This window comes from Nocardia paucivorans NBRC 100373, from assembly GCF_000308675.1.
Lineage (GTDB): Bacteria > Actinomycetota > Actinomycetes > Mycobacteriales > Mycobacteriaceae > Nocardia > Nocardia paucivorans.
Genome location: NZ_BAGE01000018.1, coordinates 425,434 through 443,872, shown reverse-complemented (window position 1 = coordinate 443,872; position 18,439 = coordinate 425,434). Strand labels below are relative to the sequence as shown.

The window sequence follows — 18,439 nt, the reverse complement described above, 5'->3', positions numbered from 1 at the left end:
GTCGGTTCGACCGTGCGGTTACCGGCGTTCGCCGACGCGTTCGAGGACGAGCGGTCCGGGTGGGCGGACCTCCGGTGCGTCGGTGATGGTGATCGCGTCCTCCAGCGCGGCCAGCGCTCGGGGGAATGCGGCCGGAGTGTCGGTGTGCAGGGTGAGCAGGGGTTGTCCGGCGGTGACGGTGTCGCCGCGGCCGGCGTGCAGGTGAATGCCGGCGCCCGCCTGCACGGTTTCGCCCTGTCGAGCCCGCCCGGCGCCGAGCCGCCAGGCGGCCGTACCGACGGCGAGGGCGTCGAGCCCGGTGAGGATGCCGCCGCGTTCGGCACGGACGGTCTCGGTGTGGGTGGCGCGCGGCAGTGGGGCATCCGGGTCACCGCCCTGGGCGCGGATCATGGCGCGCCAATGATCCATGGCCCGACCGTCGGCGAGGGCGTCGGCCGGGTCGGTGTCGAGCCCGGCCAGGGCCACCATCTCCCGGGCGAGGGTGAGGGTGAGTTCGACGATATCGGCGGGCCCGCCACCGGCCAGTACCTCCACGGCCTCGGCGACTTCGAGGGCGTTGCCGACCGTGCGCCCCAGTGGGGTCGACATATCGGTGAGCAGGGCGACGGTGCGCACACCCGCGTCGGCGCCCAATTCCACCATGGTGGTGGCCAGCTCACGGGCTTCGTCCCGGGTTTTCAGCAGGGCCCCGGAGCCGACCTTCACATCCAGGGCCAGGGCCGCGGTTCCCTCGGCGATCTTCTTGCTCATGATCGAGCTCGCGATGAGCGGCAGGGACTCCACGGTGCCGGTGACATCGCGCAGGGCGTAGAGCCGTTTATCGGCGGGTGCCAGGTCGGCGCCCGCCGCACAGCACACGGCGCCCACCGCGGGGTCGGCCAGGATTTCACGCATCCGGGCCGGGGTGAAGTCGGCGCGCCAGCCCGGTATCGATTCGAGTTTGTCGAGGGTGCCGCCGGTGTGACCGAGCCCGCGGCCGGACAGTTGCGGTACCGCTGCCCCGCAGGCGGCCACCAGCGGGGCCAGGGGCAGGGTGATCTTGTCCCCCACGCCACCGGTGGAATGTTTGTCCACAGTGGGGCGCGGCAGATCGGTGAAGTCCAGCCGGCGGCCGGTGCCGAGCATGGCGGTGGTCCAGCGCGCGATCTCCCGACGGGTCATTCCGCGCCAGACGATCGCCATGGCCAGCGCCGACATTTGTTCGTCGGCGACCTCACCGCGGGTGAAGGCATCCACCACCCAGTCGATTTGTGCGTCGGAAAGCTGTCCGCCGTCCCGTTTCGTAGCGATGACCGATACCGCGTCGAATGCTGTCACCCGCCCAGTGTCACAGCGGAACGGCAAGGCTGCGATGTGAAAACGCCCGGTGGTGCGACCCTGGTCTGCTGCCGGTCAGATCCGTCCGGCGTTCAGGTCGTCGGGGCCGAAGGCATCGGCCAGTAGACCGCCCAACCGCACCGGACCGTTGCGGTGGTCCACCAGGAGCTCGGCCCCGCCGAACTCGTAGAGCACTTGTCGGCAGCGGCCACAGGGCAGGAGAATCTCCCCGCGCGAATCGCACACCGAGACCGCCAGCAACCGTCCACCGCCGGCCGATTGGTGGTTACCGACGAGTACGCATTCGGCGCACAGCCCCAAACCGTATGAGACATTTTCCACATTGCAGCCCTGCGCGATCGAACCATCGGCGCGCAGCGCCGCCGCACCGACCGGAAAGCGCGAATATGGGGCATACGCATGACGCATAACTCGAAATGCGTTGTCACGCAATGTTTTCCACTCGATTTCCGGCACCGCGATCCTCCTGCCACAGCGTCGGCGGATGGGCATGCGAAAGCCGCCGCGGAACCCGTCACGACCCAACAAAGGTAACCCTAACCCAGCCGGATGTTACGCAACGCACCGCACGCCGAATTAGTTCCCGGAATCGCAGAGGATTAGAGTCCACATCAGATCGGTTCAGGTTCCGACGCGAGCCGGAATACGGCAACCGCTGGGTATACACCCCGCGCGGGCCGCCGCCGGCGATGCGGCTGTGGCGGCCGGTGTCGGATCCTCAACCGGGTCCATCAACGATGTTGGAGGCACCGAACTCTTATGACCACGATAGAGGCTCCGGCTCAGCCGAAGCGTAAGACGCTCTACCGCGGCGACCCCGGAATGTGGTCCTGGGCACTCCACCGGATCACCGGTGTCACCGTGTTCTTCTTCCTTTTCGTGCACGTCTTGGACACCGCGCTGGTCCGGGTCAGCCCCACCACCTACGACGAAGCGCTCGAGATCTACAAGACCCCCGTCGTGGCGCTCATGGAGATGGGGCTGGTCTTCTGCGTGCTGTTCCACGCGCTCAACGGTGTGCGAGTGATCCTGATCGACTTCTGGTCACAGGGCCCGCGTTACCAGAAGCAGATGCTCTGGGGCATCCTGGGTCTGCTCGTGGTGCTGCTCGTGCCCGCTGTCGGACGCATGTTCTTCCTACTGTTGACGGAGCACTGAGACCATGACCGCACCCGTTCTCGGCAAGTCCTACGATCGTCCGGCGAGCCTGGATCTGCCTCGCGCCCCCCGCGGCCGTACCCGCAACAACTTCGAGAAGTACGCGTGGCTGTTCATGCGCTTCTCCGGTGTCGCGCTGATCCTGCTGGTCCTCGGCCACATGGCGATCATGCTGCTGCTCGACGGCGGCGTGAAGCGCGTGAACTTCGCCTTCGTGGCCGGCCGCTGGTCCAGCCCGTTCTGGCAGATCTGGGACCTGACCATGCTGTGGCTGGCACAGCTGCACGGCGGCAACGGCCTGCGCACCGTGATCGACGACTACTCGCGTAAGGACTCGACCCGGTTCTGGCTCAAGGTCCTGCTGGTCCTCTCGATGATCCTCATCATGGGCGTGGGCACCTACGTCATCTTCACCTTCGACCCCAACATCAGTTAGGAACGGTCTCCTCCGCATGAGTGAGCGCAGCGAACGAATCCATGACACAGCGTGCTTCGCACATGCCGGAGCCGCGCGAAGCGAGGCGCAGGCATGAGTGACACCCGACCGGTTCAGGAGCACCGCTACGACGTCGTCATCGTCGGCGCCGGCGGCGCGGGTATGCGGGCGGCGATCGAGGCGGGACCCCGAGCGCGCACCGCGGTGCTGACCAAGCTCTACCCGACCCGCAGCCACACCGGCGCGGCCCAGGGTGGTATGTGCGCCGCGCTGGCCAATGTCGAAGAGGACAACTGGGAATGGCACACCTTCGACACCGTCAAGGGTGGTGACTACCTGGTCGACCAGGATGCCGCGGAGATCATGGCCAAGGAGGCCATCGACGCGGTGCTCGACCTGGAGAAGATGGGCCTGCCGTTCAACCGCACCCCCGAGGGCAAGATCGACCAACGCCGGTTCGGTGGACACACCCGCGACCACGGCAAGGCTCCGGTGCGCCGCGCCTGCTACGCCGCCGACCGCACCGGTCACATGATCCTGCAGACGCTGTACCAGAACTGCGTCAAGCACGATGTGGAGTTCTTCAACGAGTTCTACGTGCTCGACCTGGTGCTCACCGAGACCGAGCGCGGCCCGGTGGCCACCGGCGTGGTCGCCTACGAGCTGGCCACCGGTGAACTGCACGTCTTCCACGCCAAGGCGATCGTCTTCGCCACCGGCGGTTCCGGGCGGATGTACAAGACCACCTCGAACGCGCACACCCTCACCGGCGACGGTATGGCGATCGTGTTCCGCAAGGGTCTGCCACTGGAGGACATGGAGTTCCACCAGTTCCACCCGACGGGCCTGGCCGGGCTGGGTATCCTCATCTCCGAGGCGGTCCGCGGCGAGGGCGGCATCCTGCGCAATGCCGACGGCGAGCGCTTCATGGAACGTTACGCCCCCACCATCAAGGACCTGGCGCCACGCGATATCGTGGCCCGCTCCATGGTCCTCGAGGTGCTGGAGGGCCGCGGCGCCGGCCCCAACAAGGACTACGTCTACATCGACGTGACCCACCTCGGCGAGGACGTGCTCGAGGAGAAGCTGCCCGATATCACCGAGTTCTCCCGCACCTACCTGGGTGTGGATCCGGTGAAGGAACTGGTGCCGGTATTCCCCACCTGCCACTACGTCATGGGTGGTATCCCCACCCGCATCCACGGCGAGGTGCTGCGCGACAACGACAACATCGTCCCCGGCCTGTACGCCGCCGGTGAGTGCGCGTGCGTCTCGGTGCACGGCGCCAACCGTTTGGGCACCAACTCGCTGCTGGACATCAATGTCTTCGGCAAGCGCGCCGGTATCGCGGCCGCCGAATACGCCCAGCGGGTCGATTTCGTGGACATGCCGGAGAAACCGGCGCAGATGGTGCAGGAATGGCTGGCCAACCTGCTGTCGGACCACGGCAACGAGCGGGTCGCCGATATCCGCACCGAACTGCAGCGGTCGATGGACAACAACGCCTCGGTGTTCCGCACCGAGGACACCCTCAAGCAGGCCCTCACCGATATCCACGCGCTCAAGGAGCGCTACGCCCGGGTGTCGGTGCAGGACAAGGGTCGCCGCTACAACAGCGATCTGCTCGAGGCCGTGGAGCTCGGCTTCCTGCTGGAGTTGGCCGAGGTCACCGTGGTGGGTGCCCTCAACCGCAAGGAGTCGCGTGGTGGCCACGCCCGCGAGGACTACCCCGAGCGCGACGACGTGAACTTCATGCGGCACACCATGGCCTACAAACAGGGCACGGAGCTGCTGTCGGATATCCGGCTGGACTTCAAGCCGGTGGTGCAGACCCGTTACGAGCCGATGGAGCGTAAGTACTGATGACCGCTGTAGCCGAGAACTCCGCTGCGTCGGCGCCGAGCCCCGCGCCGGTTCCCGAGGGCTCGACCATGATCACCGTCAAGGTGGCGCGGTTCAACCCCGAGGACGGTAAGGGCCAACACTGGGAATCGTTCCAGGTCCCCACCCTGCCGACGGACCGTTTCCTCAATGTCCTCATCTACATCAAGTCCTACCTGGACGGCACCCTGACCTTCCGCCGTTCCTGCGCGCACGGTGTGTGCGGCTCCGATGCCATGCGTATCAACGGTGTGAACCGGCTGGCATGCAAGGTGCTGATGAAGGACATGCTGTCCAAGGACGGCAAGCCCATCACCATCACCGTCGAACCGATCCGCGGTCTACCCGTGGAAAAGGATCTGGTGGTGGATATGGAGCCGTTCTTCGACGCGTTCCGCGCGGTGAAGCCGTACCTGATCACCTCGGGTAACGAGCCCACCAAGGAGCGCATCCAGAGCCAGGCCGATCGCGCCCGGTTCGACGACACCACCAAGTGCATCCTGTGTGCCTGCTGCACCACCTCGTGCCCGGTGTACTGGCACGACGGCAGCTACTTCGGCCCGGCCGCGATTGTGAACGCGCACCGCTTCATCTTCGACAGCCGTGACGAGGGCGCCCGGGAGCGTCTGGACATCCTCAACGATGTGGAGGGTGTGTGGCGCTGCCGCACGACCTTCAACTGCACGGACGCCTGCCCGCGCGGTATCGAGGTCACCAAGGCGATTCAGGAGGTCAAGCGCGCGCTCATGTTCGCCCGCTGAAACCTCCCGATAGCACCGAGGGCTGTTCACCTGTCATAGGGTGAACAGCCCTCGGTGCATCTCCAACCATTTCCGCACTGCCCCGATATAGCTCTCTCGCGGTTACGGCGACATCCCATTAATGGTCATACAAGGATTTCACAAGGTCGAAGTGATGCAATTACGTTTGCACCAACAAGCAAGATTGCTCACCGACACCACGAACAGGCATGGATATGACCACCCTTCAGGTGACCGCAGCGACGGTCGTCGCCATCGATGTGCTCGTCATCCTGACAGGACTCTGCTGGCCGACAAGACAGTCGACTCGCCGACGGTCCGCAACCTCGACACGCACCGCGTCACCGCCGGACCGGCTGCCGTAGAACCGATCGTAGTGATCGACAGTCCTCTTCTTCTCCAGGTGGAGATCACCCAGGAAGCTCTCGATATACACGACGGTTGGTTCGAGCGGTTCGCCACGTTCGCCCTCCCGAACCACAGGACGACGAACGGCCCGACCTGATTACCGTCCGTCCCGAACGGATCTGGACAACCACCGTGGAATCCGGGTCACCGGTCGGAGAACACGGCAGCCCGGGGCGAGTATCGACCATTGGCGAGGCGCATCGGATTGTGCAGAAGCACAAGACATGTCGGCTCGGAGGCCGTCCACGCACATGGCCGCCATGACCCGGCCGATCGCCTCGGGCATGAGGGTACCGGCTACGCTGAGCCCACGAGAGCGATGTCCGGGTCGGCGTGGTCCTGCACGGAATACGAATGGACCGCCGAGCATGTCGTACCGTCGCACTGACTTTCGTCCGGGGATGGCAGAAAGGTACAGGTCGGTCGAGGCTTCGGCGTCGGCCGAGGGTCTCGACGGGCTACGCCGCCTTCCATACGAAAAACTGTATCTCGAACGGCGCACCGTGGATCACGGACCGGTCTCTCCGAACATGCCGAATCAACACACTCCCTCCCCATCGTGCACAACGCGGGCATCCGTGTTTCGTTCTCCCGGTGCCGACCGGAACACCGGTCGCCGAATCGCAACTACACCCGGTCGAGCAAGGTTTGCCGGGACGACGGAAGGCTCTGGTTGATTTGCTACAAGCCGATCCTTACGGCATCTTTACAGGGGGCGTGCCGGGAAGTCTGGTCGGCAAAGCGGTCCGCATCCGGGCCGCGTCGAAGTCGAACTGGAGTATTTCTTGGCGCTCGTGGACCGTGTTGCGACCTCTATCCCCACCCCGGATCGCTCGGTGGCCGTCTTGTGCATGTGTGCATGCCGATCAGATGGCCGAGGAATATCCAGTGGCCACGATGGATACCCATGCGCCGGCCGCGGCCGGACTGCTCGCCGAGCACCGGTTGCCCGGCCTCGTGATCGCGGGCACGGATGGCCGCCCTCGGGCGGTGCTGCCGGCCTCCCAGGTGGTGGATTTCATCGTCCCGAAGCATGTGCAGAGCGACTCACTGCCGACCGGGGTGTTGAACGAGTCGATGGCGGACCGGATCGCGGAGAAACCCAGCGGCAAGCAGGTGCGCGATGTAGTGCCCGAGCGGTTGATCGACGTACCCGCCGTCAAGGCCGACGACACCATTGTCGAAGTCGCCGCTGCGATGGCCCGGGTGCGATGTCCGCTCATCGCGGTAATGGACGAACGACAACTCGCCGGGGTGATTACGACCTCACGGCTGCTCGCGGCTGCGCTACACCACTGAACCCCGCCACCAAGGGCTCGACCTCTGGAGTGGGAGGGCTTCGATGACCTTCGTTGCAGTGATGGTGTTCGCGGTCTCCTACGTTCTGATCGCCACCGAACGCATTCACAAGACCGCCGCAGCGCTCGGTGGCGCCGCAATCGTGCTCGGGCTCGGCATACTCGGCGCCGAGGACGCGTTCTACTCCCATGAAACCGGCATCGACTGGGACGTCATCTTCCTGCTGCTGGGCATGATGATCATCGTCGGTGTACTACGCCAGACGGGCGTGTTCGAGTACACCGCGATCTGGGCGGCCAAGCGCGCCAAGGGGTCTGCGCTGCGGGTGATGATCCTGCTCGTCCTGATCACCGCGATCGGATCGGCGTTCCTGGACAATGTCACCACCGTTCTACTGATCGCACCGGTTACGCTGCTGGTGTGTGACCGCCTCGACATCAACCCGGTTCCATTTCTGATCGCCGAGGTCATCGCCTCCAATATCGGTGGCGCCGCAACTCTGATCGGTGATCCGCCGAATATCATCATCGGCAGCCGATCGGGCCTGTCGTTCAACGACTTCCTGGTGCATATGACGCCGATCGTCATCATCGAGTTGTTGGTGTTCACGCTGGTCCTGCCTCGTTTGTTTCGCGGCGCGTTCGACGTCGCTCCCGAGAGAGTCGCCGACGTCATGGCGCTCGACGAACGCGAAGCCATCCACAACCCACGCCTGCTGCTCAAATGCGGAGTGGTATTGGCGGCGGTGTTCACCGGATTCGTGGGGCATTCGGTGTTCCACATCGAACCGTCGGTGGTCGCGCTGCTCGGCGCCGGCGTACTGGTACTCGTTTCCGGTCTGCCGCAACGCGACTACCTGGCCGCCGTGGAGTGGGAGACGCTGCTGTTCTTCGCGGGCTTGTTCGTCATGGTCGGCGCGCTGGTGCATACCGGGGTGATCGAGCAACTCGCCGAGCTCGCCACCGACGCCACCCATGGCAACGCCCTCCTCGCGGTCATGCTCATTCTGGTCGTCTCCACGGTGCTGTCCGGCATCATCGACAACATCCCCTATGTCGCCACCATGAGCCCCTTGGTCGCCGGTCTCGCCACCGGTATCGACCATCCCGCCGTCGACTCCGGCGCCTTGTGGTGGGCACTGGCTCTCGGCGCGGACTTCGGTGGCAATCTCACCGCGGTCGGCGCCAGCGCCAATGTCGTGATGCTCGGGATCGCGCGCCGCGCCGACCACCCGATCTCGTTCTGGGACTTCACCAAGAAGGGCATTGTCGTCACCGCCATCACCATTGCGGTCGCCGCACCCTACCTGTGGTTGCGCTACTTCGTGTTCGGTTGACCGGCGGCACCACCCACCGGTTTCCCGGTTGGACGCGATTCAGCTCCCGGATTGTTGCCGCGGCGTATGAGTAGCACGAGCGCTACGAACGTTGCGATCAATGTCAGAGCGACAATCATGGCCACGGCCAATCCATCTCGATCCAGTGGGGTACTGGTCTCAGGCTACCCACCGCGCCGCCGAGATAAGCTCCTTTCTGGCAGTGACTTTCGAGTACCAAGGCACGAAATCCCAGGTAATCGACCAGAACACGCAGCATCCGGTGTATGGCAACGGAAGGTTGGCCCTGCAGTCAGGGGTAACCGGTAGCAAGTCCACCGCGACCCACGACTTGCCTTGACGGAATCTTTACGGCATCTTTACTGGGAGGAGCGCCGGGAAGCCTGGTCGGCAGCTCGACTCGAGGTGGGTCGAGCTCAGCAGTCCATGGACGAGGTGCTTATCGGTGCTACAACGAATCGCTGGAGAGACCTCGGCGGGCCACCGCCGGCGATCGCATTCTGCATTACCACAACCCCGCCGCTCGCCTACTCATCGTTCGAAAACGTGAGCATCGGCCCGCTCGACACCGCGATCGACCATATCGGCAAAATTCCGGTCCCATCCATATGAGAAGCACTCTTACGAGATCGCCTCACTGTTCGAATAAGGTAATACGTGTCAAAAGAACAGAAAATCATTTCGGACGTCCCGCAAAAGCATGAGATCGACCTCCTGACCTACACCGGCCGATTGGGCGGCGGCCTTCGGGCGGATTTGCAGCGCAAACTACCTTCCTATATCAGTGACTTCAAGGACGGGCTGCATCCGAAAGTCGCAGCGTCCGTCAGTTTTCTCTTTTTTGCCTGCCTTGCGAATGCTATTGCCTTCGGCGGCCTCACCGGTGTCATGACCAATGGCGAGATCGGCACCGTGGAAATGATTATGGTAACCGCCATCGGCGGAATACTGTTCGCGCTTTTTTCCGCCCAACCCCTGACCTTGTTGGGCGGCACCGGACCCATCGTCATCTTCACCGGCCTGCTGTACACGATGTGTCAGCGTTTCGACCTTCCCTTTTTGCCGGTCTACGCCTGGGTAGGTGTATGGTCGGGCATTCTCATACTCGTCCTCGTGGTGACCGATGCCAGCGCCCTCATGAGGTTCTTCACCCGCTTTGTCGACGAGATCTTCGCCGTCCTCATCGCTGTCATCTTCATCGTCGAAGCGGCGCGCTCTGTGGTGTCGCCCTTCACCGCGTCACCTCGCAACAACGCGACCGCCCTGCTGACCGTGGTCCTGGCACTGGGAACATTCCTATTGGCCCGTACCTTCAAGGCGTTCCTCCAGACCAGATATCTCCAACGCGGTTTGCGCGAGTTCGTGGCAGATTTCGGACCCACCATCGCCATCGCGCTGATGACAGTATTCGCTTTGACGTTGCCGGAGGTCGAGGTGGAGGCCGTGGCCATTCCCGACCATTTCGGCACCACCACCGGCAGGTCCTGGCTCGTCGACATGTTCTCGGTGCCTGTCTGGCTGATCATCGCCTGCCTCGGGCCGGCTATTCTGGTCACTGTTCTTCTGTTTCTCGACCAGAATATTACGACTCGCCTGGTCAACAACCCTTCGCATGCCCTCCGAAAAGGTGGGGGCTATCATCTGGACCTGGCTGTCGTCGGCATCATCACCGCGGTGTGCTCGGTGTTCGGTTTGCCCTGGATCGTGGCGGCCACCGTCCATTCCCTCAACCACACCAAGAGTCTGGCGACCACCGCACGACAAGCCGACGGTTCCGGTGCCGAGCGCATCCTGGCCGTCCGAGAAAATCGGATCTCCCCGCTCTTCATTCATATCCTGATCGCGGCCTCGATTTTCATGTTGCCGCTGATCAAAAAAATTCCGATGGAGGTACTTTTCGGCCTGTTCCTGTTCATGGGTTTCGCCACCCTCAACGGGACGGACTTCTTCGCACGGTTGAAACTGTGGTTGACAGACCGCAACCTGTACCCCGACACCCATTACGTTCGCCATGTCCCCTGGAAGGTCATCCACCTCTTCACCTTGATCCAACTTCTCTGCCTGGTGGTGTTGTGGGTCCTCAAGAGCAGCCCGGTGGGGATCCTGTTCCCCTTGTTCATCGCGATGCTGGTGCCGTTGCGCCTCCTGCTCGGCCGGTGGTTCCAGCCACAGCACCTGGCACTGCTCGATAGCGAGGAGGAAACCGACGATGCCGGCATGGGAGATTTCCGACCCTGAGATCGAGATTCAGCGGTGGTTCGTCGAGGTGGGATGCAAAGACTCAGTGGACTCGCCGTAAAGCGCGGGGCCGGTTTCCGATGCCACTGGGTCTCACATCTTCTCCAAGCCGCGCACGACCGAGTCGGATCCGGCGCCGAGGTCGACCTCCAGCGGTTGCCATCACACATCGAGTACCGGATCACCGCTCTCGCAGGCAATGAGCAGCGCGACACAGTGAAATACCGTATCGAATCAGGATGACCCGCCGTATCGCTTCCTTCTGTCATTGATCACCCTGTCGAGCTCCATGATCGGAATGCCGACCAGAAATGCCCGCCTCGCGGCAAGGTTTTACTTTCCGACCACCGCATAAACGGACATAATGGACATTGTCGACATTCCTTTGGCCACAAGGAGTCAGCTATGCGAGCGCGGGATCTTGCCGGGCCGTATGTGTCGGTCTCCACCGATAGCGGCGCCGCGGATGCGGCCTGGCTGCTGGCTACCGAGAGCACGCCTGGATTGGTCGTCGTGGACACGGACGCGGAGCCGTGCGCGATCCTCACCACCGATCAGCTACTCGAGTTCCTCGTTCCCGCATATGTGCGCAACAACCACACGCTGGCCGCGGTGATCGACGAGTCACACGCAGACACACTGGCGGCGGCATTGACCGGACGGCAGGTCTCCGATTGTCTGGCGCAGTGCTCGCCGTTGCTTCCGGCCGTACCTTCCGATGCCACGACCGTTGAGATCGCCGAACTCATGGCCAGTGTGCGTAGCCCCCTGGTTGTGGTGCTCGACGATCACCACGGTGCACGCCGCTTGTATGGCGTGATCACCGCGAACCAGCTGTTGCGCCATCTTCTCACCTCGACGGATCGAGTGTAAGGACAAATGGCGACGTCACGAATCACGTGACAACCCAGATCCCCTCCCCACGGTCACGGCGATATCCCGCCATGTGGGCATACGGCATCAACCGGCGAACAACACAACCCGCTACCTCGTCGGACGTGTGGACGCGATTCACGGTATGCCACGGGAACGCATGCACGGCTGTTCTACTACAGGTATGAGGGATATTCCACGGATCCGGCGAGGAAGACCAGGGAGATTTTCTGGACGTCGAACGACCCGATGGAACATCAGCGCGGGATCTGCACCCGACAACCCATGGTCGGTATGAGCCGATAGGTGGCCGATCCGGAGAAGGATATCGAGAGTCGGCCGCCCGACAGTATTTCGGGAATCTGCGTCGCGCACGGAGATCGGGGTGATCGTGGAGCGTTCCATGCCGATGCGTCGGCTCCACCCGCCGCCTACTTGAATATTAGGGTTACCGAACATTAGAATTTGGGTGTGCTCAATCGACGTTCCGATAAGGGGATGCGATCAGCGCTCCGGATCGGAGCCCTACTCGCGGTCTGCGGACTGGCGTTCGCGACGGCCGGATGCGATTCGTTCCATCTGCCCCGCACCGGAGATCCGGTGGTGGTGACGACGTTCACCGTGCTCGCGGATATCGCCGCGAATGTGGCGGGTGAACATCTGGTGGTGGAATCCCTGACGAAACCGGGAGCGGAGATCCACGGCTATGAGCCCACCCCGGGGGACATCAAGAAAGCGGCCAAAGCGGACCTGATCCTCGACAACGGATTGAACCTGGAGGCCTGGTTCGCCCAATTCGTCTCCGGAATGGATGCCGAGCACGTCACGGTCAGCGAGGGTGTGCGGCCGATGGACATCACCGGCGACGCCTACCGGGGAAAACCCAATCCGCACGCTTGGATGTCGCCGCTGAACGTGCAGATCTACGTCGACAATATGGTCACCGCGTTCTCCGAACTCGCACCGGAGCACATCGCCGATTTCCGGGCCAACGCCGAACGCTACAAGGCCCGCCTGCAACAGGTGCACGACGAACTGATCGCCGCGGTGAGCGCGCTGCCGCGCAACCAACGAGCCCTGGTGACCTGCGAAGGCGCCTTCTCCTACCTGGCCCGCGACGCCGGGCTGACCGAACGCTACATCTGGCCGGTGAATGCGGAGGCCCAGGCCACTCCGCAGCAGATCACGGGTGTTATCGAGTTCGTGCGGGACAATGCGGTACCAGCGGTGTTCTGCGAATCGACCGTATCCGACGCCCCCATGCGGCGGGTGGTGGAGGCCACCGACGCGGAGTTCGGCGGAGTGCTCTACGTCGATTCCCTGTCGGCGGCCGACGGGCCGGTGCCGACCTATCTGGATCTGATCCGCCACGACGCCGAAACCATCGCCACCGCACTCACCGGGAGCAAACCATGACCGTCCCCGCGCTCCACATCGACGATGTCACCGTGCACTACGGCGAGGTGCTCGCGCTGGACCGGGTGCGGTTGACCGTGCAACCGGGCCGGGTGTGCGGGCTGATCGGGATGAACGGCGCCGGGAAGTCGACCCTGCTGAAAGCGATCATGGGTCTGATCACCCCGGAGCACGGAACGGTGCGGATCCACGGGGAGAAACCGGCGGCGGCGCGACGGGCGGGGGTGGTCGGCTACGTCCCGCAGAGCGAGGCGGTGGACTGGGCGTTTCCGCTGTCGGTGCGGGAGGTGGTGACCACCGGCCGCTACGGACGGATGGGGTTCACCCGTCGGGCCCGCCGAGCCGATCGCGACGCCGTGGACACGGCCCTGGCCCGCGTGCATCTGACCGAACTGGCCGACCGGCAGATCGGCCAACTGTCCGGCGGGCAGCGCAAACGGGCATTCGTGGCACGCGGTATCGCCCAGGGCGCGAGCGTGCTGCTGCTGGACGAACCCTTCGCCGGGGTGGACAAACGTTCCGAGTCCACTCTTACCGGTCTGCTGCGGGAACTGGCCGCCGACGGGGCGACGATCCTCATCTCCACCCATGATCTGCATGCCCTACCCGGGCTGGCCGACGAGGCGGTGCTGCTACTGCGGAAGGTCCTCGTCCACGCCGACCCGCAGGAGGCGCTACGGCCGGAGAATCTGGCGCTCGCCTTCGGACTCGATGTACTGGAACAGCGGTGAACGGCATGGATATCGGCACACTCCTGCTCGAACCACTTCAGTACGCGTTCATGGTCCGCGCATTCGCCGCCGCCATCATCGCCGCGGTGGTGTGCGGTCTGCTGTCGTGCTGGTTGGTATTGATCGGTTGGTCGTTGATGGGCGACGCGGTCTCGCACGCGGTACTGCCCGGCGTGGTGCTCGCCTATATCGCGGGGGTGCCGTTCGCGGTGGGCGCGGTGATCTTCGGTTTCCTCGCGGTCGCATTGATCGGGGTGGTCCGCGATACCAGTCGGGTGAAAGAGGACGCCGCCATCGGCATCGTGTTCACCACACTGTTCGCATTCGGCCTGGTGTTGGTCTCGGTGACGCCGAGCCAAACCGATCTCAACCACATCATCTTCGGCAATCTGCTCGGTGTGGCCCCCGCCGAGCTCACCCAGATCGCCACCCTGGCCGCGATCGTCTTCACTGCACTGATTCTGAAACGAAGAGATTTCACTCTCTATGCCTTCGACGCCACCCATGCCTTCGCCATCGGTCTCAACCCCCGACTACTGGGCGCGACACTGCTCGGCCTGCTCGCGCTCACCTCGGTGGTCGCCCTCCAGGCGGTCGGCGTCATCCTGGTGGTGGCCATGCTCATCATCCCGGGATCCACGGCCTACCTGCTCACCGACCGATTCGGGCGAATGCTGCTCATCGCGCCCACGCTGTCCGCCTGCTGCGCCATCGCAGGCCTGTACATCAGCTACCACCTCGACACCGCTCCCGGCGGCACCATTGTGGTCGCCCAAGGCGTGGTGTTCACCCTGACCTACCTGTTCGCCCCCCGACACGGAATCCTCGGCAAGCGGTCCGCCGCGGCGCGGCTGCGGCGCCGATCCGCAGCCGCGCTACCGGCCGCACCGACGTCGGAAGGTGTTCCCACCCCGGAACTCTGATCTCGCTCACGAGCCCGGCGACCACGGCCGGACCGGCTCCGCGGCACATCGCCACCGCTGTCCGGCGATCACCACATGACCGAGGAATCGCAGCCCGACGATACCTGCGGCCTCGGCCAACAGAGCGGTGGCCCGACGGTCGTCGTAACTGGGCGTCGGATCGCCCGACGGGTGGTTGTGCGCAATGGCGAAAGCCTTTCCGTCGTGCCGCAGCACCGTGTTCAGGATTTCCCGCACCGGCACCGCCACCTGATCGATGGCGCCCTCCGCCACGAAAACCCGCCGCCGCAGCCGATGACGGGTATCGCAGACCAACACCACCAACCGTTCCACCCGCGCCCCGGCGAACAACGGACACGCGGCCCGCGCCATGGCATCGGAACAATCCAGCAGCGGCGCCGGGTCCGAACCGTAGCGGGCCCGAGCGGCCAACTGGAAGGCCGCGACCACCGCCGCTGCCTTCGCCGCCCCGACCCCGCAGCGGCGGGCCAACTCCTCCGGTCGCGCCACCGCCAGTCCCGCCACCCCGCCGTACTCGACCAGCAGCGCGGCGGCGAGTTCCAGGGCATTCTCCCCACGCCGCCCGTACCGCAACAGCAGTGCCAACAATTCGACGTCACTGAGCGACTGCGGGCCCAGTGTCACCAGCCGCTCCCGTGGGCGCTGGTCGACCGGCAGACCGGTGATCGGTATCGACAAGATTCCCCCCGTGCTCGACGATGCGTGCTCGGATTATGCCCGCGACGACCGACAGGTCTCGTCGGACGGGAACCCGGCAGGCAGCGGGCGACCACCGGCCATCTCCGACCCCGGGGAGGATTCACCGGTGGACCGCGATACGACGAAGAGTTTCCCGGTAGCTAGGCAGTTTGCCCAGCCGGCGGCGGGTTCGTTGTGAGAACGACCGGACAGTGCTTGCATCGAGGCATGTTCACCGAAGCTCGGCTGTACTCACCGGTGACCCGCGGCCACGACGGTGATGTCACGGTGCATCTGAGCGACGAGCATCCCGGCGTACACGACCCCGAATACCGGGCCCGCCGCAACGCCATCGCCGCCCTGGCACTGGGGCACACCCCCGGCGCGCCGGTCCCGCATATCGACTACACACCCGACGAACACCGGGTCTGGCAGATCGTCTCGGCCGAACTGGCCCGGCGTCATCGCCGCTATGCCTGCGCGGAAGTGCTGGACGCGGCCGCGCGACTGGCCCTACCCACCGATCATATTCCGCAGTTGGACGAGGTCTCGGCGGCGCTGGAACCGTTGACGGGGTTCCGTTACGTCCCCGCCGCCGGTCTGGTCCCCCTACGCGAATTCTTCGGATCGTTCGCCGAACGCACCTTCCACGCCACCCAATACATCCGGCATCACTCCGCCCCGCTGTACACCCCGGAACCGGATGCCATCCACGAGGTGATCGGGCACGCCAACCAGCTCGCCAGTCCGCGTTTCGCCGCCGTCTACACCACGGTCGGCGCGGCGGTCGCCCGGCTGGTCACCGAAACGGCCCTGAAGTTCCTGGCGAATGTGTTCTGGTTCTCGATGGAGTTCGGTGTGCTCCGCGAACACGGCGAAGTCCGGTGTTACGGAGCCGGTCTGCTCTCCTCCTACGGAGAGATCGCGGAGTTCCGCCGCGCCGAACTACGCCCACTCGACCTGACGGCCATGGGCACCGCCACCTACGACATCACCCACTACCAGCCCGTTCTCTACTGCGCCGCATCGCTCACCGAAGTCGAGGACGTGATCGGCGGATTCTTCGCCGAGATGGACGACGAGACCCCGCTGCGACTGCGGGCCGGCCCCTGAGGCGGCAGCGCGGCCTGACCTCCTCCCCCCCTGAGGGATGGCGAATCCACGCTACTCTTCGTCCAATGAATGTCTGGGAGCTTCACCGTCGCACCGCACGTCGAATCTGGCCGGTGCTCACCGCCACCGCCCTGGCGGTCGGTCCGATCGCACTGTGCGGACCCGCGGCGGGCCAGCCACCTCCCATGCCGACACCGTTCGTCACGCCCGCCACCGATCACTGCCCGTACAAGACACAGCCGCGCCCACCGATCGATCTGTCGGAGGTGCCGCGACCGGGTGAGCCGTCCCCGGCTCCGCTGCCGGTGCCGAACCGGACCGTGGGCGGGGAAAAACTCGCGGCCTGCGGCGTCGTGCTGCCGGAAGGGGCGCCGCCACCACCGGCGGATATCTCGGCGACCGCCTGGATGGTGTCGGATCTGGACACCGGCGCGGTATTGGCGGCCAAGGACCCGCACGGACGCTACCGTCCCGCCAGCACGATCAAGATACTGTTGGCCACCGTCGCCCTACGCAACCTGGACCTGGACAAAGTGGTGGTCGGCACCCAGGCCGACGCGGATATGGAGGGCACCCGGGTCGGTATCGGCCCCGGCGGTCGCTACACCAACCGCCAGCTGCTGCAGGCGCTGCTCATGACGTCGGGTAACGACGCGGCCCATGCCATCGCCGCCCAGTTCGGCGGTGACGAGGCGGCCGTGGCGAAAATGAACGATCTCGCGAAATCCTTGCGCGCCTTCGATACTCGTGCCGCCACCCCCTCCGGTCTGGACGGTCCCGGAATGAGCACATCGGCCTACGATCTGTCGCTGCTGTTCCGAGAGGCCATGGCCATTCCACTGTTCGCCGAGATCATCGGCACCGAACAGGTGGATTTCCCCGGCTATCCGCCGAATCCGGCCATTCCGGGTGATACCGACCATCCCGGCTTCCCGATCGGCAACGACAACCAGCTGCTCTACAACTACCCGGGCGCGCTCGGCGGCAAGACCGGTTTCACCGACGACGCCCGCCAGACATTCGTCGCCGGGGCCGAACGCAACGGCCGCCGACTCGCGGTCACCCTGCTACAGGCGGACGTACTGCCGATTCGCCCATGGGAACAGGCGGCCCGACTGCTGGACTACGGTTTCGCGCTCGATCCGGCGCTATCGGTCGGGCAACTACCCGACGACGAACCGAAACCCGAGTCCGAGGTCACGGTCCTGGCCGCGCCGCCCGGGGAGGGAGTCGGCAACCTGGCGCAGGCGCCGAGTGGGAACGACCACGAACAGTGGCGCATTCTGGCAATGATCGCCGCACTGGTGCTGATCCCCACCGGCCTGCTGTGGACCTGGCATATCCGCACCCGCCGCTGATTCGTTCCGCACCGGTCGACCCCGAACGGTTTGCGCGCGAACGGAAAACGAGCGACAAACCTCAGCGATGAACTGCCGTGAAACGGGCCCGAATTCGGGCCCGTAACCAATTGTCGAACGGCTCACCGAGTCGCCGGGGAACAAACGACATGAGTGCCGAACACCGGGGTGGCGGCGAGTCGGCATCACCACTCGACGAGGACCGCGCCGGTACGCAATGGCAGGCCCGGCTCGTGCGGCTGTTCACCGAAACGATCCCGCTCGGCGATCGAGACCAGCACCGGAACCGAATGGCTCGACCTGTTCAAGGCACTTCTCGAGGCCGTCGCGGACTGATCCCGGTTCCACCTCGGACACGGTCCCCGATTTCCGCGATCACCCCGTCGTCGAACAAGTGATCAGGAATCGAGAAGCCCGCCCCCGACTCCGTCATTAGCGTCTTCATCGATATGCGCGCGGCAGACCGCCGGG

Annotated in this window: 18 protein-coding genes; 14 read left to right on the top strand and 4 right to left on the bottom strand. The window is 64.6% G+C overall.

Annotated elements, in window-relative coordinates; translation table 11 throughout:
* Positions 1 to 18: 18 nt before the first annotated feature.
* A complete protein-coding gene (locus ON32_RS04220) occupies positions 19 to 1,317 on the bottom strand; it encodes a thymidine phosphorylase (RefSeq protein WP_040788733.1) in 1,299 nt (432 codons plus the stop codon).
* Positions 1,318 to 1,392: 75 nt separating this feature from the next.
* Complete coding sequence (locus tag ON32_RS04215) at positions 1,393 to 1,830, bottom strand: cytidine deaminase (RefSeq protein ID WP_051132823.1); 438 nt, start codon at positions 1,828 to 1,830, stop codon at positions 1,393 to 1,395.
* Positions 1,831 to 2,097: 267 nt separating this feature from the next.
* On the opposite strand from ON32_RS04215, the gene sdhC reads away from it, so the two are divergent.
* The 12 genes from sdhC (at position 2,098) to ON32_RS04145 (ending at position 14,798) form a co-directional block, all read left to right on the top strand.
* On the top strand, positions 2,098 to 2,496 hold the full coding sequence (gene sdhC, locus ON32_RS04210) for a succinate dehydrogenase, cytochrome b556 subunit (protein WP_040788731.1): 399 nt from the start codon (positions 2,098 to 2,100) through the stop codon (positions 2,494 to 2,496).
* A 4-nt stretch (positions 2,497 to 2,500) separates the two neighbouring features.
* Positions 2,501 to 2,932 (top strand): succinate dehydrogenase hydrophobic membrane anchor subunit, encoded by a 432-nt coding sequence (locus tag ON32_RS04205; RefSeq protein ID WP_040788730.1) that lies wholly within the window; start codon positions 2,501 to 2,503, stop codon positions 2,930 to 2,932.
* 93 nt (positions 2,933 to 3,025) lie between these two features.
* On the top strand, positions 3,026 to 4,795 hold the full coding sequence (gene sdhA / locus ON32_RS04200; protein WP_040788729.1) for a succinate dehydrogenase flavoprotein subunit: 1,770 nt from the start codon (positions 3,026 to 3,028) through the stop codon (positions 4,793 to 4,795).
* On the top strand, positions 4,795 to 5,574 hold the full coding sequence (locus tag ON32_RS04195; RefSeq protein WP_040788728.1) for a succinate dehydrogenase iron-sulfur subunit: 780 nt from the start codon (positions 4,795 to 4,797) through the stop codon (positions 5,572 to 5,574). Before sdhA ends, ON32_RS04195 begins: the two co-directional genes overlap by 1 nt.
* 121 nt (positions 5,575 to 5,695) lie before the next feature.
* A complete protein-coding gene (locus ON32_RS29515) occupies positions 5,696 to 6,079 on the top strand; it encodes a hypothetical protein (protein ID WP_157224068.1) in 384 nt (127 codons plus the stop codon).
* Positions 6,080 to 6,837: 758 nt separating this feature from the next.
* Positions 6,838 to 7,281: a CBS domain-containing protein gene (locus ON32_RS04185; protein WP_040788726.1), complete on the top strand. Its 444-nt coding sequence runs from the start codon at positions 6,838 to 6,840 to the stop codon at positions 7,279 to 7,281.
* Positions 7,282 to 7,324: 43 nt separating this feature from the next.
* A complete protein-coding gene (locus tag ON32_RS04180; protein WP_040788725.1) occupies positions 7,325 to 8,617 on the top strand; it encodes an ArsB/NhaD family transporter in 1,293 nt (430 codons plus the stop codon).
* A 657-nt stretch (positions 8,618 to 9,274) separates the two neighbouring features.
* Positions 9,275 to 10,855, top strand: coding sequence for a sodium bicarbonate transporter family protein (locus ON32_RS04165; protein WP_040788722.1), 1,581 nt, complete (start codon positions 9,275 to 9,277; stop codon positions 10,853 to 10,855).
* A gap of 405 nt (positions 10,856 to 11,260) precedes the next feature.
* Positions 11,261 to 11,728 (top strand): CBS domain-containing protein, encoded by a 468-nt coding sequence (locus tag ON32_RS04160; protein ID WP_040788721.1) that lies wholly within the window; start codon positions 11,261 to 11,263, stop codon positions 11,726 to 11,728.
* A 498-nt stretch (positions 11,729 to 12,226) separates the two neighbouring features.
* Positions 12,227 to 13,144, top strand: a complete 918-nt coding sequence (locus ON32_RS04155; RefSeq protein WP_169331586.1) for a metal ABC transporter substrate-binding protein — start codon at positions 12,227 to 12,229, stop codon at positions 13,142 to 13,144.
* On the top strand, positions 13,141 to 13,875 hold the full coding sequence (locus ON32_RS04150) for a metal ABC transporter ATP-binding protein (protein WP_040788720.1): 735 nt from the start codon (positions 13,141 to 13,143) through the stop codon (positions 13,873 to 13,875). Before ON32_RS04155 ends, ON32_RS04150 begins: the two co-directional genes overlap by 4 nt.
* 5 nt (positions 13,876 to 13,880) lie before the next feature.
* Positions 13,881 to 14,798 carry a metal ABC transporter permease gene (locus ON32_RS04145; protein ID WP_051132858.1) on the top strand — a complete coding sequence of 306 codons (918 nt, stop codon included), beginning with the start codon at positions 13,881 to 13,883 and terminating at the stop codon, positions 14,796 to 14,798.
* A gap of 6 nt (positions 14,799 to 14,804) precedes the next feature.
* Here the strand turns inward: ON32_RS04145 and ON32_RS04140 are convergent, their stop codons facing one another.
* On the bottom strand, positions 14,805 to 15,497 hold the full coding sequence (locus ON32_RS04140) for a JAB domain-containing protein (RefSeq protein ID WP_083873985.1): 693 nt from the start codon (positions 15,495 to 15,497) through the stop codon (positions 14,805 to 14,807).
* Between the two features lie 228 nt (positions 15,498 to 15,725).
* Here ON32_RS04140 and ON32_RS04135 point away from each other — a divergent pair, with 228 nt between their 5' ends.
* Positions 15,726 to 16,610: a phenylalanine 4-monooxygenase gene (locus tag ON32_RS04135; RefSeq protein WP_040788719.1), complete on the top strand. Its 885-nt coding sequence runs from the start codon at positions 15,726 to 15,728 to the stop codon at positions 16,608 to 16,610.
* Between the two features lie 65 nt (positions 16,611 to 16,675).
* Positions 16,676 to 17,968, top strand: a complete 1,293-nt coding sequence (locus ON32_RS04130; protein ID WP_051132822.1) for a D-alanyl-D-alanine carboxypeptidase family protein — start codon at positions 16,676 to 16,678, stop codon at positions 17,966 to 17,968.
* 185 nt (positions 17,969 to 18,153) lie between these two features.
* Here the strand turns inward: ON32_RS04130 and ON32_RS30475 are convergent, their stop codons facing one another.
* On the bottom strand, positions 18,154 to 18,276 hold the full coding sequence (locus tag ON32_RS30475) for a hypothetical protein (RefSeq protein ID WP_281032213.1): 123 nt from the start codon (positions 18,274 to 18,276) through the stop codon (positions 18,154 to 18,156).
* Positions 18,277 to 18,439 lie beyond the last annotated feature (163 nt).

Excerpts from the sequence above, each read along its gene's own strand:
- sdhC (WP_040788731.1), top strand. The coding sequence starts at position 2,098 with ATGACCACGATAGAGGCTCCGGCTCAGCCGAAGCGTAAGACGCTCTAC.
- ON32_RS04160 (WP_040788721.1), top strand. The coding sequence starts at position 11,261 with ATGCGAGCGCGGGATCTTGCCGGGCCGTATGTGTCGGTCTCCACCGAT.
- ON32_RS04215 (WP_051132823.1), bottom strand. The coding sequence starts at position 1,830 with ATGCCCATCCGCCGACGCTGTGGCAGGAGGATCGCGGTGCCGGAAATC.
- ON32_RS04150 (WP_040788720.1), top strand. The coding sequence starts at position 13,141 with ATGACCGTCCCCGCGCTCCACATCGACGATGTCACCGTGCACTACGGC.
- ON32_RS04155 (WP_169331586.1), top strand. The coding sequence starts at position 12,227 with ATGCGATCAGCGCTCCGGATCGGAGCCCTACTCGCGGTCTGCGGACTG.
- ON32_RS04195 (WP_040788728.1), top strand. The coding sequence starts at position 4,795 with ATGACCGCTGTAGCCGAGAACTCCGCTGCGTCGGCGCCGAGCCCCGCG.
- ON32_RS04205 (WP_040788730.1), top strand. The coding sequence starts at position 2,501 with ATGACCGCACCCGTTCTCGGCAAGTCCTACGATCGTCCGGCGAGCCTG.
- ON32_RS04135 (WP_040788719.1), top strand. The coding sequence starts at position 15,726 with ATGTTCACCGAAGCTCGGCTGTACTCACCGGTGACCCGCGGCCACGAC.
- ON32_RS04130 (WP_051132822.1), top strand. The coding sequence starts at position 16,676 with ATGAATGTCTGGGAGCTTCACCGTCGCACCGCACGTCGAATCTGGCCG.
- ON32_RS04180 (WP_040788725.1), top strand. The coding sequence starts at position 7,325 with ATGACCTTCGTTGCAGTGATGGTGTTCGCGGTCTCCTACGTTCTGATC.
- ON32_RS29515 (WP_157224068.1), top strand. The coding sequence starts at position 5,696 with ATGGTCATACAAGGATTTCACAAGGTCGAAGTGATGCAATTACGTTTG.
- sdhA (WP_040788729.1), top strand. The coding sequence starts at position 3,026 with ATGAGTGACACCCGACCGGTTCAGGAGCACCGCTACGACGTCGTCATC.
- ON32_RS04145 (WP_051132858.1), top strand. The coding sequence starts at position 13,881 with ATGGATATCGGCACACTCCTGCTCGAACCACTTCAGTACGCGTTCATG.